The organism is Rhodococcoides kyotonense (assembly GCF_001645385.1).
Classification (GTDB): domain Bacteria; phylum Actinomycetota; class Actinomycetes; order Mycobacteriales; family Mycobacteriaceae; genus Rhodococcoides; species Rhodococcoides kyotonensis_B.
The window spans coordinates 36,602-53,016 of sequence record NZ_LVHI01000019.1 but is presented as its reverse complement, the minus strand read 5'-3'; the positions used below and the strand labels follow the sequence as shown (position 1 = coordinate 53,016).

At 66.2% G+C, this 16,415-nt stretch carries 14 protein-coding genes; 6 read left to right on the top strand and 8 right to left on the bottom strand.

What is annotated here, in order from left to right; genetic code table 11:
* Positions 1–45 precede the first annotated feature (45 nt).
* The 3 genes from A3K89_RS14825 (at position 46) to A3K89_RS14815 (ending at position 3,906) form a co-directional block, all read left to right on the top strand.
* Entirely contained in the window at positions 46–777 is a 732-nt protein-coding gene (locus tag A3K89_RS14825; RefSeq protein ID WP_068427295.1) for a DUF6319 family protein, read from the top strand.
* A gap of 158 nt (positions 778–935) precedes the next feature.
* Positions 936–1,592: a peptidase S1 family protein gene (locus A3K89_RS14820; RefSeq protein ID WP_068427293.1), complete on the top strand. Its 657-nt coding sequence runs from the start codon at positions 936–938 to the stop codon at positions 1,590–1,592.
* 283 nt (positions 1,593–1,875) lie between these two features.
* Complete coding sequence (locus A3K89_RS14815; RefSeq protein ID WP_084423811.1) at positions 1,876–3,906, top strand: MFS transporter; 2,031 nt, start codon at positions 1,876–1,878, stop codon at positions 3,904–3,906.
* Between the two features lie 163 nt (positions 3,907–4,069).
* Here the strand turns inward: A3K89_RS14815 and ilvD are convergent, their stop codons facing one another.
* The 3 genes from ilvD to lppU form a co-directional block, all read right to left on the bottom strand.
* Positions 4,070–5,776 carry a dihydroxy-acid dehydratase gene (ilvD, locus tag A3K89_RS14810; protein WP_068427291.1) on the bottom strand — a complete coding sequence of 569 codons (1,707 nt, stop codon included), beginning with the start codon at positions 5,774–5,776 and terminating at the stop codon, positions 4,070–4,072.
* 115 nt (positions 5,777–5,891) lie between these two features.
* Entirely contained in the window at positions 5,892–7,340 is a 1,449-nt protein-coding gene (locus A3K89_RS14805) for an MFS transporter (protein ID WP_068427290.1), read from the bottom strand.
* A gap of 6 nt (positions 7,341–7,346) precedes the next feature.
* Positions 7,347–7,961 carry an LppU family putative lipoprotein gene (gene lppU, locus A3K89_RS14800; protein ID WP_068427289.1) on the bottom strand — a complete coding sequence of 205 codons (615 nt, stop codon included), beginning with the start codon at positions 7,959–7,961 and terminating at the stop codon, positions 7,347–7,349.
* Positions 7,962–8,106: 145 nt separating this feature from the next.
* On the opposite strand from lppU, the gene A3K89_RS14795 reads away from it, so the two are divergent.
* Positions 8,107–9,150 (top strand): ATP-dependent DNA ligase, encoded by a 1,044-nt coding sequence (locus tag A3K89_RS14795; RefSeq protein ID WP_068427355.1) that lies wholly within the window; start codon positions 8,107–8,109, stop codon positions 9,148–9,150.
* Positions 9,150–10,232: a DNA polymerase domain-containing protein gene (locus A3K89_RS14790; protein ID WP_068427288.1), complete on the top strand. Its 1,083-nt coding sequence runs from the start codon at positions 9,150–9,152 to the stop codon at positions 10,230–10,232. The genes A3K89_RS14795 and A3K89_RS14790 overlap by 1 nt, the downstream gene beginning before the upstream one ends.
* Before the next feature lie 3 nt (positions 10,233–10,235).
* On the opposite strand, the gene nhaA is transcribed toward A3K89_RS14790, so the two are convergent.
* The gene (nhaA, locus tag A3K89_RS14785; RefSeq protein ID WP_068427353.1) at positions 10,236–12,098 is read right to left on the bottom strand and encodes a Na+/H+ antiporter NhaA; all 1,863 of its coding nucleotides are present in this window, start codon (positions 12,096–12,098) and stop codon (positions 10,236–10,238) included.
* A 226-nt stretch (positions 12,099–12,324) separates the two neighbouring features.
* Here nhaA and A3K89_RS14780 point away from each other — a divergent pair, with 226 nt between their 5' ends.
* Complete coding sequence (locus tag A3K89_RS14780; protein WP_068427287.1) at positions 12,325–13,350, top strand: zinc-binding metallopeptidase family protein; 1,026 nt, start codon at positions 12,325–12,327, stop codon at positions 13,348–13,350.
* A gap of 5 nt (positions 13,351–13,355) precedes the next feature.
* Here the strand turns inward: A3K89_RS14780 and A3K89_RS14775 are convergent, their stop codons facing one another.
* From A3K89_RS14775 to A3K89_RS14760, 4 genes are read right to left on the bottom strand one after another with little or no spacing between them, the layout of a single operon-like run.
* Positions 13,356–13,985: a class I SAM-dependent methyltransferase gene (locus A3K89_RS14775; RefSeq protein WP_068427284.1), complete on the bottom strand. Its 630-nt coding sequence runs from the start codon at positions 13,983–13,985 to the stop codon at positions 13,356–13,358.
* Complete coding sequence (locus tag A3K89_RS26380; protein WP_068427283.1) at positions 13,982–14,722, bottom strand: PIG-L deacetylase family protein; 741 nt, start codon at positions 14,720–14,722, stop codon at positions 13,982–13,984. Before A3K89_RS26380 ends, A3K89_RS14775 begins: the two co-directional genes overlap by 4 nt.
* Positions 14,716–15,648 carry an acyl-CoA dehydrogenase family protein gene (locus tag A3K89_RS14765; protein WP_068427281.1) on the bottom strand — a complete coding sequence of 311 codons (933 nt, stop codon included), beginning with the start codon at positions 15,646–15,648 and terminating at the stop codon, positions 14,716–14,718. Before A3K89_RS14765 ends, A3K89_RS26380 begins: the two co-directional genes overlap by 7 nt.
* Entirely contained in the window at positions 15,645–16,355 is a 711-nt protein-coding gene (locus A3K89_RS14760; RefSeq protein ID WP_068427280.1) for a glycosyltransferase, read from the bottom strand. The genes A3K89_RS14765 and A3K89_RS14760 overlap by 4 nt, the downstream gene beginning before the upstream one ends.
* Positions 16,356–16,415 lie beyond the last annotated feature (60 nt).

The window sequence follows — 16,415 nt, the reverse complement described above, 5'->3', positions numbered from 1 at the left end:
AGTATGGGACAGTATTCGCAAACACTTTCGAGAGAGGTTCGCCCGATGCCACCGCGTAGACGTTCGACCGCGAACGAGTCCCTGACGCCCGAGAACCTCGAAACGCTGGCGAATGCGCTCGCCGCAGGCAAGCGGGCGACGGTGTATCTCATCGAGGCGACGCCGAGTCTCGGGCTGCCGGAAGGTACGTCGGCACGCGTGGTGTCGATCGCGGGCAACACCGTCACGATCAGTCCCAAGGGTGTCAACGACGAACTTCCGTTCGAGGCCGACGAACTCCGCATGACGCGCAACCCACCCGGCGGTGCTCCCAAGCCTGCTGCGCCCGCAGCGCCGAAGCCCGAGATCGCCGAATGGATCGAGCCCGCGACCGAACCCAAACCCAAGCCTGCAGCGAAGCCGGCGGCGCCGAAGCCGGCCACGCCGAAGCCGGCCGAGGTCTCCAAGCCCGCCGCGTCACCCAAACCCGCCGCGCAGTCCGCGCGGAAGGGGAAGAAGGGACCGGACAGCGTCAGCGTCACCATTCATGCAGGCGCCGACAACGACTGGTCCGTGACGGTCACGCATGGAGCGCGCAGGCCGGGCAAGGCGCAGCCGGTGTCGCCCGAGTCGGTCTCGCGCGCCGTTCGGGAGCTGGGTGACGACAGCGCTGTCCAGGCCGTCGAGGCCGTCATTTCCCATGCCAGGGAGGAAGCTGCGCAGCGAGTGGCCGAGCTGAGTCGTCAGCTGGAGGAAGCGCAGTCGATGCTCGCAGCCCTCGAAAGCGGCACACAGTAGAAGGCGCCGAACCGAACGAACCGGACGAATCGCTGCTCCGCGCCGGATAACGAGACGGACACCGATGCCCTAGTCGTGACGAGAACGTTGACCGACATGGTCGTCCCGAGGTCGCAGTTATTGCTAGGGTTCTGCGGACACCGCTGGAGAGGGAATTCATGTTGAAGAAGTTCATGCTCGTCGCCGTGGCCGCCGCAGCCGTCGCGGCAAGCGTCGGCGTCGGGACCGCATCTGCTGCAGCCCCGGCGGTCCTCGGAGGTGGATCCGGGATCATCGTCGACAGCGCCGCAGAGTGCACTCTGACGACCATCGGCAATGATTCGTCGGGTCGTCTCGTCGGCCTCACGGCAGGTCACTGCGGCAACGCAGGCGCGACCATCGTCCCCGAGTACGACCCGAGCGCAGGAGTCGTCGGACGCATCGCCTTCTCCAACCCGGAGTACGACTTCGCGGTCATCGAGTTCGACCGTTCGAAGGTCATCCCGACCAACCACGTCGGCAACGTGACCATCACACAGGTCGGTCCGCCCGCGCTGTTCCCGAACATCGTGTGCAAGGAAGGCCGCACCACCGGTAACACGTGCGGTATCGCCTACGGCGACATCCTGCAGTCGCAGGAAACCTGGTCGCAGCTGTGCGTCGTCGAAGGTGACTCGGGTAGCCCGGTCGTCGTCGGCACCACGCTCGTCGGAATGGTCAACGCATACCTGGGTGTTGCGTGCTTCGGCCCGCAGGTCGGTACCAACATCGATGCGATCCTGCGCCAGATCAACGCAGGCAACGCAGTGGGAGCCGGATTCGTCCCGATCCCGTAGCGGGTCTTTCGGCCGAAGGGGCCGTCGTGTTGGTACTCCAACGCGGCGGCCCCTTCGTCGTTGGTGGGCGGTTGTCGTGGGTGGGGCGGTGTCGTTGGTGGTTAAGTGTCGTTGTTTGTGATCGGTGACAAGAACGGGGCGTGAAATCCGCTGCGGCAGTGAGATGTAACCGCCCACTGTAATGGCCACCACACCGATTTGCACGCGTCGACGCGCCCTCCATAGGCTTCGTGCCTCTGAGCTTTCGGTGCTTCTGGGCTTTCGGTGCTTCTGGGGGGAAGACATGACTTTGCTTGCGATGACGCCTGTCCACGAGATGGAGAAGCCGTACGCCGGACGGTGGGCAGCGCTGGGCGTGTTGTGCCTGAGCCTGCTGGTCGTCGTCATGGCGAACACGTCCCTCCTCGTCGCGGCTCCGGCGATGACGGTGGATCTCGACCTCAGCAGTGCGGACCTCCAGTGGGTCATCGACGGATACACCGTCCCGTACGCGGCACTGATGCTGCTGTTCGGTGTGATCGGAGATCGGTACAGCCGACGCGGCGCACTGCTCATCGGGTTGATGATGTTCACCGCCGGATCGCTCGCGGGCGCATTGACGGAGGCGACGGCAGGTGTCGTACTCGCCCGCATCGTCATGGGCGTCGCTGCCGCCGTGGTCATGCCTGCCACGCTGTCGCTTCTGGTGGCCACGTTCCCGAAGCACGAGCGGGCGACGGCCGTGACCATCTGGGCGGCGACGTCGGGATTGGCGATCGCGATGGGTCCGTTGCTCGCCGGATGGCTCCTCGAAAGCTATTGGTGGGGTTCGAGTTTCCTGCTCAACGTGCCGATCACGGTCTTCGCGATCATCGCGGCCGTCCTCGTCGTTCCGCCGTCACGTGCCGCGGACACCGGTCGGATCGACTGGCTCGGCGGTGTCCTGTCGGTGCTCACCGTGTCGGCGACCGTCTACTCGATCATCGAGGGATTGCACTTCGGATGGAGCGTCGGGCCGGTCTATTTCGCCGTGATCGGCGTTCTCGGAGCGGCGGCGTTCGTCGCGTGGGAACTGCGACACCCAAACCCGCTGCTCGATGTCCGCGCGTTTCGCTCCCGCGTGCTCTCCGGCTCCGTCCTCGCGGTCCTGCTGTTCTTTCTCGTCACCTTCGGCGCGATCTACTATGTCGCACAACATCTTCAGTTCGTACTCGGCTTCGGGCCCGTGTCGACGGGAATTCACCTGCTCCCGCTTGCCCTCGCGGTGTTCGTGGGATCCGGTATCACCCGGTTGCTGACGCCCCGGCTCGGCATGAAGTACACCGTGACGGCAGGGATGGTGCTCGGCACTGTCGCCGTCTGCACGATGATCGGACTACGTTCCGACGCAACGTATGTCGACTTCCTCCCGGCGCTGACGATTCTCGGCCTCGCGATCGGGCTCAGCGTGTCCCCGTGCACGGACGCGATCATGGCGCAGTTTCCCGACGGTAAGCTCGGCGTTGCGGGCGGACTCAACGACACGGCACTGGAACTCGGGGGTTCGCTCGGAATCGCGATCCTCGGTTCGGTTCTGGCGACGACCTACCGCGATGGCGTCGTCGATTTCCTCGCGGACTTTCCTGGCCGCACGCCGAGCGGTGAGCCGACGGCACAGGCGGCCCAGGCGGTCGAGGTGTCAAGCGATTCGGTGGCCGGTGCCGTCATCGTCGCAGATATGTTGCGGGACAACCCATTTCTTACCGGTTACGCAGATTCGCTGGAGGACACCGCGGTCGAGGCCTATGCTGCCGCCGTCAGCCACACATCGGTGATCGCGACGGTGGTGTTCGGAGTCGGCGCAGTGCTGGTGGCAATCCTTCTACCGGCGCCGCGGAAGCGTCGGGTCGTGACGGTGACGCCGATCGTCGACGAGGGAGTCGCTCACGAGATCGCCGAGTTGGAGGAGATGCTGGGGCAACCGTCGGCACCGAGCCCGTCCGTGGCGGAATCGCTTGTCGACGACGAACTCTCACGCCCGAGCATCTACCAGCTCGCGGCGAAGGTGTTCGAGCTCGAAGCGGCGGAGAAGACAGAGGCGCGGCTCGCCGACCACAGCGACCGCGTCACTATCCACCAGCTGGCGCTTGCCGACATCGCCCGCAGGAGGCGCGAACTCGCGGAGGAGGAGCTCGACGCGGCACTCGACCTCGCCGAACTCCCCGTCATGCGTCGGGCGCCGAGACCCGTCAGCAGGCCTGGGCAGCTGAACATCTACCAGTACGCCGACTCTCGGCACCGTCACGACACCGAGATCCAGGAGCGGTCGAGCTCGATGTGGGCGATGCCGCTGTAGTTCCCTTTCCGGCATCGATGGCACGCGATAGCCGTTAGACAGTTGCCGCGGTCCATCGATGCAGAACCGCTTCCGGCATCGATGGCACGCGGTAACCGTTAGACAGTTGCCGCGGTCCATCGATGCCGACGAGCGGGAGCCGATGCCGACGAGCGGGAGCCCGCTAGATCAGCACAGCCCCGTTCGACGCCGAGCCCACGAGCTTGGAGTACTTCGCCAACACTCCTCGCGTGTAGCGCGGAGGAAGCGGAGCCCAACCCTGTTTGCGCGCTTCGAGTTCCGCGTCGTCGACGAGCACGTCGAGGGTTCCCTCGGCAACGTCGAGGCGGATGCGGTCACCGTCGCGAACGAACGCGATAGGCCCGGCGTCGACGGCTTCCGGCGCCACATGCCCGACGCACAGTCCCGTCGTTCCGCCGGAGAATCGGCCGTCGGTGAGAAGCAGAACGTCCTTGCCCAGTCCGGCTCCCTTGATCGCGCCGGTGATGGCGAGCATCTCGCGCATACCGGGGCCGCCCTTGGGGCCTTCGTAGCGGATGACCACGACATCGCCCGCGGAGATGGTGCCGTCGGCGAGCGCGTCCATCGCGGCGCGTTCGCGCTCGAAAACCCGTGCGGTGCCGGTGAACACGTCGGAGTCGAATCCGGCCGACTTGACGACGGCTCCGCCGGGGGCGAGCGAACCCTTCAAGATGGTGATGCCGCCGGTCGGATGGATAGGTTCGTTCATGGCGCGCAACACCTTTCCGTCCGGGTCCGGCGGCGCGATGTGAGCGAGGTTCTCCGCGACGGTCTTTCCGGTGACGGTCAGGCAATCACCGTGCATCAGCCCCGCGTCGAGCAGCGCCTTCATGACGACAGGCACTCCGCCGATGGCGTCGACGTCGGTCATGACGTGCTTGCCGAACGGTTTGACGTCCGCGAGGTGCGGGACACGGGAGCCGACGCGGGTGAAGTCGTCGAGGCTCAGTTCGACCTCCGCCTCGTGAGCGATCGCGAGCAGGTGCAGCACCGCGTTGGTCGACCCGCCGAACGCCATGACGACCGCGATGGCGTTCTCGAATGCTTCCTTCGTCAAAATGTCTCGCGCCGTGATGCCGCGTCGGAGCAGTTCGACGACGGCCTCGCCGCTCGCGTGCGCGAACTGGTCACGTCGACGATCGGGTGCAGGAGGAGATGCACTGCCGGGCAACGACATTCCGAGCGCTTCGGCCGCGCTGGCCATCGTGTTGGCGGTGTACATGCCGCCGCATGCGCCCTCGCCGGGGCAGATGGCGCGTTCGATCGTGTCGACGTCGGCGCGGGACATCAGGCCGCGCGAGCAAGCACCGACGGCTTCGAAGGCGTCGATGATCGTCACCTGGTGCTCGCTGCCGTCGGACAGGGTCGCGAAACCGGGCAGCGTGGATCCCGCGTACAGGAACACGCTCGCGAGGTCCAAACGGGCTGCGGCCATCAGCATTCCGGGCAGCGACTTGTCACACCCGGCGAGTAGAACCGAACCGTCGAGCCGTTCGGCGCTCATGACGGTCTCGACGCTGTCAGCGATCACCTCACGTGAGACAAGGGAGAAATGCATGCCCTCGTGGCCCATCGAAATGCCGTCGGACACCGAGATCGTGCCGAATTCCAGCGGATACCCACCCGCCGCGTGCACGCCCTCCTTGACTGCTTTCGCGAGTCGTTCCAGCGACAGATTGCACGGGGTGATCTCGTTCCACGACGAGGCGACGCCGATCTGCGACTTGGTCCAGTCGTCGTCGCCCATTCCGACGGCACGCAACATGCCGCGGGCCGCGGTCTTCTCGAGGCCGTCGGTGACATCGCGGCTGCGCGGCTTGACGTCCGGTGACTCGTTCTCGGTCGACATGACTCTCCTGACCTATCGCGGATGGGCTGTATCCACTGTTGACACTATTGGGTCGTTCCTGCAGGCTCCACTCCCGTCACATTGGGTCGTTCCTGCAGGCTCCACTCCCGCGACCCTAACGGTGTTCCGACGGGCTCACGGCCGGTGACGACATATCGCACCGCGCGTGGCATTCCATGGACTCGGGATCCGACCTGCGTTCGCCGCGGATCATGACGGCTGCAATCGCGGCACCGACGACGAGCAGGACCGCGCTGATGACCATCGCGGTGTGGAATCCGTTCGAGAACAGTGCCGGATTGTCGTCGTCGACACCCGATATCCCCGCGAGACCGGGGAGCGCCGCAACGGCCAGCAGCTGGCTCGTCCGGGCGACGGCGTTGTTGACGCCGGACGCGATACCGGCACGGTCGGTCGAGACCGCGCCCAGCACTGCCCCGGTCAGCGGCGCGACGAGCAAGGACAGGCCGAGACCGAACACGACGACGGCAGGAAGGACGTCGAGGACGTACGACGCACCGGGCGAGATTCGTAGCATCAGCAGAAGTCCCGCGGCGGCGACGAGCGGACCGACGGTCATCGGGATGCGCGGGCCGATCCGCTGCGCGATGCGTCCGGTCCTCGCCGACAGCAACAACATCAGGACGGTGATCGGCAGTGTCGCGACGCCTGCCGCGATGGGCGAGTAACCCAGTGCCAACTGAAGTTGCAGCACGAGCAGGAAGAAGACACCGCCGAGCGCCGCGTAGACGGCGAGCGTCACGAGATTTGCGGCCAGGAACACGCGCGACGAGAAGAGCGACGGCGGCACGAGAGGGTTCCGCGATCTGGCCTCGACGACGAAGAATGCGGCGACCCCCACGACACCGAACCCGACGACGATCCACTCCGATGCGATGAACCCGTACGTCAGCAGCCCGAGCGCGACGGCCACCACCGCGGCCCCGAGGAGATCGAGACGGCCCTCGGCGTTCCGATCTCGGCTCTCCGGAACATGTTTCACGGCGACCCACACGACGGCGATCGCCAGCGGGATGTTGAGCAGGAACACCGATCGCCATCCCGCGACCTCGACGAGCCAGCCGCCCAGCAACGGCCCGATCGCCGACGCCACCCCATCGAGTCCGGACCACGCGCCGACGGCCGCGCCGCGATCGTCGGAGTCGATGGACGCGGAGATCAACGCGAGGCTGCCCGGCGTCAGCAGCGCCGCACCGACACCCTGCAGTACACGCGCGGCGACGAGCACTTCGATGCTGGGTGCGAGCCCACACAGGATGGAGGCGAGCGCGAACCAGACGGTGCCCCAGACGAACACTCTGCGGCGGCCGAGCCGATCACCGAGCGATCCGCCGAGCAGGATCAGCGACGCGAGCGACAACGTGTAACCACTGACCGTCCACTGCAATCCGGCCACTCCGGATCCGAGATCACGGCCGATCGCGGGCAGTGCGACATTGACGACGGTTGCGTCGAGCATCGCGAGCGACGAGCCCAGCACCGTGGCAGCGACGATCCAGCGCCCGCGCGCGGACGCAAGCGGTATCGACACTGCGCTGCTCACACCTGGTTACAACTCCTCGACACACACCATGAAGTTGCGATCCGAGTAAGCGTAACCACTGTCCGCCGGGTCGGAGCACTGGTTGACATCGGTGGTGTTCGGCAGAATCTCGACCACGCGCACCGTGTTGCTGCCGGGGCTGGTGCAGTCGGCGCGCAGCGGATCGTCACCGGAGAGCTCCATGCAACCGCCGATCACCCAGTCCACGTCCAGGCACAGCGCGCCCTGCTCGACGCCCCCGTACGTCTCGTAGTAGTACTGGTCCGCGTCGGGCGAGCACTGGTCACCGGTCGGCACCTTGGCGATCACCTTGTAGTTGGATTCCTGGCTTCCGCACGTCGCGTTGTCGATCGTCGCGTCGGACATCGTTCCCCCGAGTTCGACGCAGTCGCCGATCTCGACGTCGATGTCGACGTCGCCACCGATGTCCTCACCCTGCTGTCCTGGAGGTGTGCTCGGGCGTTCGGACGTGGTGGACGTCGTCGACGTGGCGATCGCGCCGAGGTCGTCGGCCGGAACGGCACGGGGAGTGACGTCGGAACCGCAGGCGGTGAGAACCAGCAACGCACAGGCGGATGCGGCGAGGGCAGCACCACGAAGCGTTCGGCCGAAGTGAGTCATCGATCGTTCCTAGCTGTGAGTGCTTTCGTTGACGGGCGCAACAAAAATATCCGACCAACCGCCCGAAAGCATCACCGACGTCCAACCCGTCGGTTCGATTCCGTTTGCAGCGACGGTGTCGGAGCGATGGGGCAGTATTGAGTTCGTGGACCTACCGGTGGAATGGCCTCTGCAACCGATGCTCGCGAAAGCTGCGAAAGCGGTGCCTCCGCAGCCCTCGGACGGCCCGGCCCAGTGGTCGTACGAGCCGAAGTGGGACGGCTTCCGCGCGATCGTGTTCCGCGACGGGGACGAGGTGATTCTCGGATCGCGCGGCGGCAAGGATCTGGCGCGCTACTTTCCCGAACTGGTGGCCGACATCAAGCGCGAACTTCCCGAACGGATCGTGGTCGACGGGGAGATCGTCGTGCCCCGTGAGATCGACGGCCGCACGCGTCTCGACTGGGACGCGTTGTCCGAGCGGATCCATCCCGCGGAGAGCCGCGTGAACATGTTGGCGGAGAAGACTCCGTCGATGTTCGTCGCGTTCGATCTCCTGGCGCTCGGGTCCGACGACCTGATGAACACGCCGTTCGACGAACGCCGCAGGCGCATGCTCGACGCGGCCTCCGGCGGCGACCGATGCCAGGTCACCAGCGCGACCGACGACGCGGCCACCGGGGAGCGATGGTTGGAACAGTTCGAAGGCGCAGGCCTCGACGGTGTCGTCGCGAAGAAGCTCGACGGCGTCTACCTGCCGAACAAGCGCGAGATGATCAAGGTCAAGCATGCGCGGACGGCCGATTGCGCGCTCATCGGATATCGAGTGCACAAGTCCGGCAACGGAATCGGATCGCTGCTTCTCGGCCTGTACGACGGCGACCAACTTCGCATGATCGGAGGGGCGTCGGCGTTCACCGACAAGCGGCGCGTCGAACTGCTCGAAGAACTGCAGCCACTGCGCACCGGCGAGGACCCGAAGTCCGCCGAACCCAACCGGTGGACGTCGAACAAGGACCGCAGCTGGGTGCCGCTGCGTATCGAGCGCGTCGTCGAGGTGGCGTACGACCAGATGGAAGGGGAACGGCTGCGGCACGCGGCACGGTTCCTGCGCTGGCGTCCGGACCGTGAGCCGACGTCGTGCACCTACGACCAACTGGAAGTGCCGGCAAGTTACGACGTCGCGGACGTCATCGCGGGAGGACACTGATGCCGTCGAAGACTCCGCCCGCATACGTGGAGGCCGGTGGACGCGAGGTCCGAGTGTCGAGTCCGGACCGCGTCATCTACGAGGCCACCGAGCGCACGCCCGAGATCACGAAAGTTCAGGTGTGCGAGTACTTCGCGTCCGTCGGTGAACCGCTGATCCGTGCCATCGGAGACCGTCCGACGGCGATGGAACGCTGGCCCGACGGCTATCGGGAGGGCATGCGACTCGCCGTCGGACCGCAGGATCGTGAGGGCGACGGCTTCTATCAGAAGCGACTGCCGAAAGGCGCTCCCGACTGGATCGAGACCGTCGGGATCAAGTTTCCCAGCGGCCGGTCCGCGGACGAGCTGTGCCCGCGCGAATCGGCGGCGTTGGTGTGGGCGGCACAGATGGGCACGTTGACGTTTCACCCGTGGCCGGTTCGACGCCCGGAGGTCGACAAGCCCGACGAACTGCGCCTCGACCTCGACCCGCAGCCCGGCACCACGTTCGCCGACGCCCAACGCGTGGCCGAGGTGACCCGCGAGCTTCTCGAGGAACTGGGACTACGCGGCTACCCGAAGACGAGCGGCAACAGAGGAATTCACATCTACGTCCGCATCAGGCCGGAGTACACGTTCGAACAGGTGCGGCACGCGGCCATCGGACTCGGACGCGAACTCGAACGCCGCGACGACGGCGTCACGACGAAGTGGTGGAAAGAGGAACGCGGAGAACGTATCTTCCTCGACTTCAACCAGAACAACCGCGACCGCACCATCGCGAGTGCGTGGAGCCTTCGGGCCAAGTCGGGGGCGCCCGTCAGCACGCCGATGACGTGGGAGCACCTGAAGTCCGTCACCGATCCCCGCGACTACAACATCGTCACCGTGCGCGACTACCTGGCCGACGGGGATCCGTGGGAGAACATGGACGGCGAGTCCTACTCGCTGGAACCGCTTCTGCACCTGTGGGAGACGTTGCCCGGCGGAGAGCTCAACTTTCCGCCGGACTACCCCAAGATGCCCGGCGAACCTCCTCGCGTACAGCCGTCGAAGAAAGTCGCCGAGCATTGGGACGAACAGGGCAATCGCGTCGAGTAGCGGCTAGACCGTCCGCGCCACCTCCAACTCCCGGATGAGCGACGCGGCGTCGTACGGTCCCGTGTGCCGAATCAGATCCTTGTCGCCGATGCCGAGATAGAACGTGGGAGTTCCCTCGACGTCACTGGATTTGGCGTCGAGCTCGTCGTCCTCGACGCGGACCACGTAGTCGCCGGTGCGTAGGTCTTCCTCGAACCGTTCCATGTCGAGCCCGAGTTCTTCGGCGTAGCGGTCGATGTCCTCGGGCAACAGCGCGTCGCTGTTGGTGAACAGCACGTCGGCCATCTCCCAGAACTTTCCCTGTGCCGCAGCCGCTTCGCTCGCCTGAGCGGCATACCGCGCATGCGGGTGGTAGTCGTCGAGCGGCAGATGGCGGAAGATATAGCGCACATCGTCACCGAAGTGTGCTCGCACTTCCTTGATGCTGCCGGTCGCCTTGCTGCAGAACGGGCATTCGAAGTCGCCGTACTCGACGATGGTCAGCGGTGCATCGACGGGGCCGCGAATGTGATCGCGTTTCGGGTCCACGCCTCGAAGAATCTTGTGCGACATCTCTTTACGCGGCGGGTGGACTCGTTCGTCGATACGGAACAGCAACCACCCCAGAGCGGCGGCGATGACCGACGCCGCCAGGACGCCCACGCGGGCCTCGTCGGCGAGCAGTTCGTCGTCGAGGGCCAGGTCGACGATGAACAGCGAGATCGTGAACCCGATTCCGGACAGCGCGGCGCCGCCCGCGATGTGCGACAACGTGAGTCCCGGTGCGAGGGCGTCGGGACGAATCTTCGAGAAGATCGCTGCGGCACCGGTGATGCCGATGAGCTTTCCGAGGACGAGACCGACGACGATTCCCCACGTCAACGGGGACGTGGCGGCAGCCCGGAGCGTCTCGCCGCTCAGTGGAACGCCTGCGTTGGCCAGCGCGAAGATCGGCACGATGATGAACGCGGTGTACGGCTGGTACAGCCGCATGAGACGTTCGTTGACCGAAACCGCTTGATCCAGGCCGAGTCTCGCGGCCCGCGCGTACTCCGGGTTCGGTGACTGACGGAACGCGCGGGTCAGATCGGCGGCGCGCTCGACCTCGCGTCGACGCGGCGGGTAGACCGGAAGAATCAATGCGATCATGACGCCGGCGAGCGTCGGGTGAACACCCGATTCGTAGAACGCGACCCAGGTGGCGACCGAAACGACGAAATAACTGATGCCGCGCCATACTTGGAGTTTGCGCAGCAGCGCGATCGCTGCGAGTCCGACGAATGCCAGTGCGAGCGCACCGATGTCGAGGTCGTCGGTGTAGAAGAACGCGATGATTGCAAGCGCGCCGACGTCGTCTGCGACGGCGAGCGTCAGCAGGAAGATGCGCAGGCGCGCCGCCTTCTTGGGTCCGACGACGGCGAGCGCGCCGAGAACGAATGCGGTGTCGGTCGAGATGACGACGCCCCACGCGCCTGCCGCTTCGCCGGACGGGTTCAGCAGCAGGAACAACACGGCGGGCACCGCGAGTCCGGCGAGGGCGGCGACGATCGGGATGCTCGCGCGAGAGCGGTCGGTCAGCTCGCCCATCGCGAATTCACGTTTGACCTCGAGGCCGACCACGAAGAAGAACAGGGCCATCAAGCCGTCGTTGACCCAGTGGGCGAGGTCGAGCGAGATTCCGTGACCGCCGATCGAGATCGACAACTCGGTGTGCCAGAAAGTGTCGTAGGTGTCGCCGAACGGCGAGTTGGCCCACAGCAACGCCAGAAGTGTCGCTGCGAGAAGAAATCCGGCGGCCAAGGTTTCGCTGTTCCTGGCGCCGCGTGATTCGCCGAGCCGCTGAGCGAGCCTGCGAACCGGGGACATCGTCGGTGTCATGTCTGCCATCGGTGACGGTTTCCCCTCGATCGGTTTCGGTTGCGTGCAGTCCGGGAAAACCCGCGCAGACAACCCAACCGCCGCCACTCCGAATTGCTTCCACATCGGTATCGTGTGCGGGGCTGCCTGCAAGTATTCGTGTATTCGCAGGACAGCATAGATCGGTCGGAGGGTCTTGTTCATGCGTCGGCGCAGCGCCGTCGCGGGAGTCTGTGCGGAACGAAAGTCGGAAAGCATGCGTGATTTGATCTGCCGCAAGTGTGGTCAGAAGCTGTCGTTCGAGAACTCCTTGTGCCTGAGCTGCCAGAGTGCGCTCGGGTTCCACCTGCCGTCGAGAGCGATGCTCGTGCTGCCGGACAAGTCGGAGGACGGTGCAGCGGAAGTCGACGTCGACGGCACGACGTGGCGAGTCTGCGCCAACCTCGACACCGCTCGGTGCAACTGGCTCGTCGACACCTCCGAGGGCGAGGAGCTGTGTGTCTCGTGCAGGCTCACGCGGACACGGCCTGCCGACGACGACCTCGACGCAATGGTCGCGTACGCCGACGCCGAGACGAACAAGCGTCGCGTCGTTCTCGAACTGACCGAGCTCGGTCTACCGATCATCGGCCGTGACGCCGACCCCGAGACCGGACTTGCCTTCGATCTGTTGTCCAGCGCCGACCAGCAGGTGATGACGGGTCACGCCAACGGACTGATCACCCTCGACCTCGCCGAGGGCGACGACGTCCACCGCGAGCAGCTTCGGGTGTCGATGGCGGAACCGTATCGAACCCTCGTCGGTCACTTCCGACACGAGATCGGCCACTTCTACCAGATGGTGTTGGTCGGGACGGGTGAGCATCGCGCACGGTTCGAGGAACTGTTCGGCGACCCCGACACCGACTACCAGGCTGCGCTCGACCGGCATTACAGCGAGGGCGCGCCCGAGAACTGGGAAGACGACTACGTCTCGTCGTACGCGACGATGCATCCGGCCGAGGACTGGGCCGAAACGTTCGCGCACTATCTGCACATCCGCGACACCCTCGACACCGCGGCGGCGTTCGCGATGGCGCCCGCGGGATCGACGCTGGACAGCGCGCTGCCGGGCGACATCGGGTTCGAGCAGATCATCGAGTGGTGGCTCCCGCTGTCCTGGGCGCTCAACCAGATCAACCGGTCGATGGGCCACCAGGATCTGTACCCGTTCGTGCTGCCGCCCGCGGTCATGGAGAAGATGCGGTTCGTGCACCTGCTGATCGCACCGAACGTGGTGTAGCGGCGTCAGACGAGGCCTTCGGCGCGAGCGATCGACGAGGGCCTCGTCTCCAACGTTTCCGAGGGCTGCCACGCGGTGAAGACTTCGAGGACGAAATCCTCGTCGACGTACCCGCCGAGACGCGAGAGTCCGACGGTGTCCGCGACGGCGTCGTGCACCTGGTCCCCGGTGAGCGGGTAGTCCGCCACAGGATGACGCCAATGCACGGCGACGAGCGTTCCGCCCGGTTCGAGGTGCCGGACGCACTCGTCGAGTGCGCGTCGTAGATCGGTCTCGTCGAGGTAGTAGCCCACCTCGCTGAGCACAATCAGGTCGAACCCCGTGCCGACGCTCTCCCAGCTGTCGGCCAGCGACCATGTCACGAACTGCACGTGCGGTGACGCGACGCGTGCCCTGGCCGTCCGAATCGGTGGATCGACGACGTCGGTGGACACCAGAACGTCGCACCTCGCGGCCAACCGTTCGGTGAGCACACCGACGGAGCATCCCGGTTCGAGGGCGCGGCGATAGCGCTGACGCGGTAACGACGCCATCGTGATCGTGTACTTGCGATCCTCGTACCAGCTCGAGCCGAGACCGAACGGGTCCTCGCCTTCGGCGTACACGCCGTCGAAGTAGGCCGGTGGCACGCTCACAGGAAGATCACCTCGTACGGTCGCAGAAGTCGGTCGAGTACGTGCGGTGGCAGCACCGCTCGATCGGCGGGGTGCTCCGAGAGCGGTGCGATCTGCGTCCGAAACTCCTGCACCGCAGCTTTTTTCGCGGCAAGAACGTGCGGCTCGAGAGCGACGGCGTGCGCTCGATCCCACGGCACGTCGGGATGGTCGGGACGAGCCCAGTGCCACATCCATACCGGATACTCGATGACGCGTACTCCGGTGCGCGACGCGGCCGTCAGGCAGGCTCGGGCGGTGGCCTCGTGGTCGGGATGGCGGTCCCCTCGCCACGTCGTGAGGCACCAACTTTCTGGTGTGAGGACGCGGGCCACTGCCTCTGCGACGTCGTTCTCGTGCGCGGCGACGTCGCCGTCCGGGATACCGAGGCGGATCGGTTCGACGTCGACACCCAGCTGCGTCAGCGCTCGACGCGACTCCTCGGGCCGTTCGGCGATCAGGTGTTCCCTCGTCACGGTGGGAGAATCCTCGTGCGAGCCGCCGCCGTCGGTGACCGCCACGATGCGTACGTCGATGCCTGCCGCCGACGCGGTGGACACGAGTCCGCCGACGCCGAGAATCTCGTCGTCGGGATGCGGTGCGACGACGACCATGTCGCGGCACCCCGCGAGATCCGCAGCCGGGTACGTGTGTTGCCATGCGCGCCAGACGGATTCGGGTGTGCCGGCTTCCGAACCGTCGAACGACTCCTCTACCACGGACTCTTCTCCTCGGCGACGTCCTCACCCAACGCGGCGAGGTCTCTCTCCGCGTGCGACTGGCGAAGGTAGACGGTCAGATCCGCCACGCGGCGTGCGTGCGCGGCGTCGATGCACAACGGTCCTGCGCCGAGCGCGCGTCCGACCCGATCGATGCAATCGGAGGCGGCGTTCTCCACGACCGCACGAACTGTCCTGGCGCGTAGCCTGCCTCGGCCGTCGTAGTCGAACGGGTCCGAATCGATCTCGGCTGCAGCAACTTTCAGCGCGCTCGATGCGGCGCTCAGTCCCGCGGCGACGGCACCCAGATGGGCCGCGGCATGGGCGTCGGCACCTGACCGGACCGCGGCGTGCAGGGTGTCGGCGACGCCGCAGGCGCTGCCGAACCAACAGGCGGCTACACCGATCGCGCCGTGCCAGAACCCGGGCCGTTCGAGATAGGCGCCCGGTTCACCCACGGGATGTGCGCGGGCGCCGTCGAATCGGACATGGCCGGAATCGCTGTCCGCCATACCCACTGCGTGCCACGTATCCGGAATCGGCGAGCACGCAGGCTGAGTGAGATCGACGGCGAACAGCCTGCGTCGATCGCCGACGCGCGCCGTCACCAGGGCGTCGGTGCACAGGTGCGCTCCCGAGCACCACGGCTTGACCCCGGTCAGTGTCCACCCGTCCGACGTCTCGTCGGCCCCCAGAACCGGCGACGGTGGCTCGGCTGCCCAGACACCCCAGATCTGTCCGCGGCGCGGTTGCGGCCTGCCCAGCTCGGCGAGGATCGCGAGCGCGTCCGCATGAGCCTCGGCGAACCGTCCGAGCACGGTATCTTCGCGGCTCAGCGCCGCCAGCCGATCCCACCGCTCTTCGGTGCGCCCCGAGCCGGGGAGGGGAAGGGGGGCGTCGAAGAATTCTCGAAGGCGGTCGATCATTGCGGGACCGCCGCGTCGAGCGAACGAAGATGTGCCGCAAACCCGTCGGGAGCGCGCCCGAACAGCCGGTTCGACGTGGACACCGGTGAATCGCACGCGTACAGCACCGGAATCCCGGCCTGCTCCAGCCGTCGAACCAGGTCTACGTCCTCGTCGGTGCGCAGCGGCCCGAAGCCGCCGACGCGTCGGTACACATCGGCACGGACACCGAGGTTCGCGCCGTGCACGTGGCGGTGGCCTGCATGCTCGCGGTATCCGGACCGGTAGGCAGCGGCCACCGCGGCAGGCAGTCCGTCGAGGTCGACGCGGACCGTTCCGGCGACGGCCCCGGCTCCGCGCCGGGCATGGGCGATTTGTGACGCCAACCAATCGGGCCGAGTCACGCTGTCGGCATCGGTCGTCGCGAACCACGTGTCCGGCGACGCAGCTCGACCGTGGAAGCCGGCCGCGCGCGCGACACCGACATTGCATGCCGAGACGGACCTCACCGATCGGTCGCCCGACCCGTCCGCCCAGCGACGCGCGATCGACTCGGACCCGTCGGAACACGAATCCAGCACGACGACCGTGAATACGTCGAGGTCGGGGACCTGGGCCCGGCCGTCGGCGAGCGCGTCCAGACACGCTGGCAGTAGTTCTTCTTCGTCGTGAACCGGTACTACCACGACAACTCGGCGAATATCCGTCGAAGAATCGATCAATGCCATCCCTGTTCTGCGATGGAGCTCCGCCGGCTGCTCGACGGTTCGTACTTCTTCTGTCCGTAG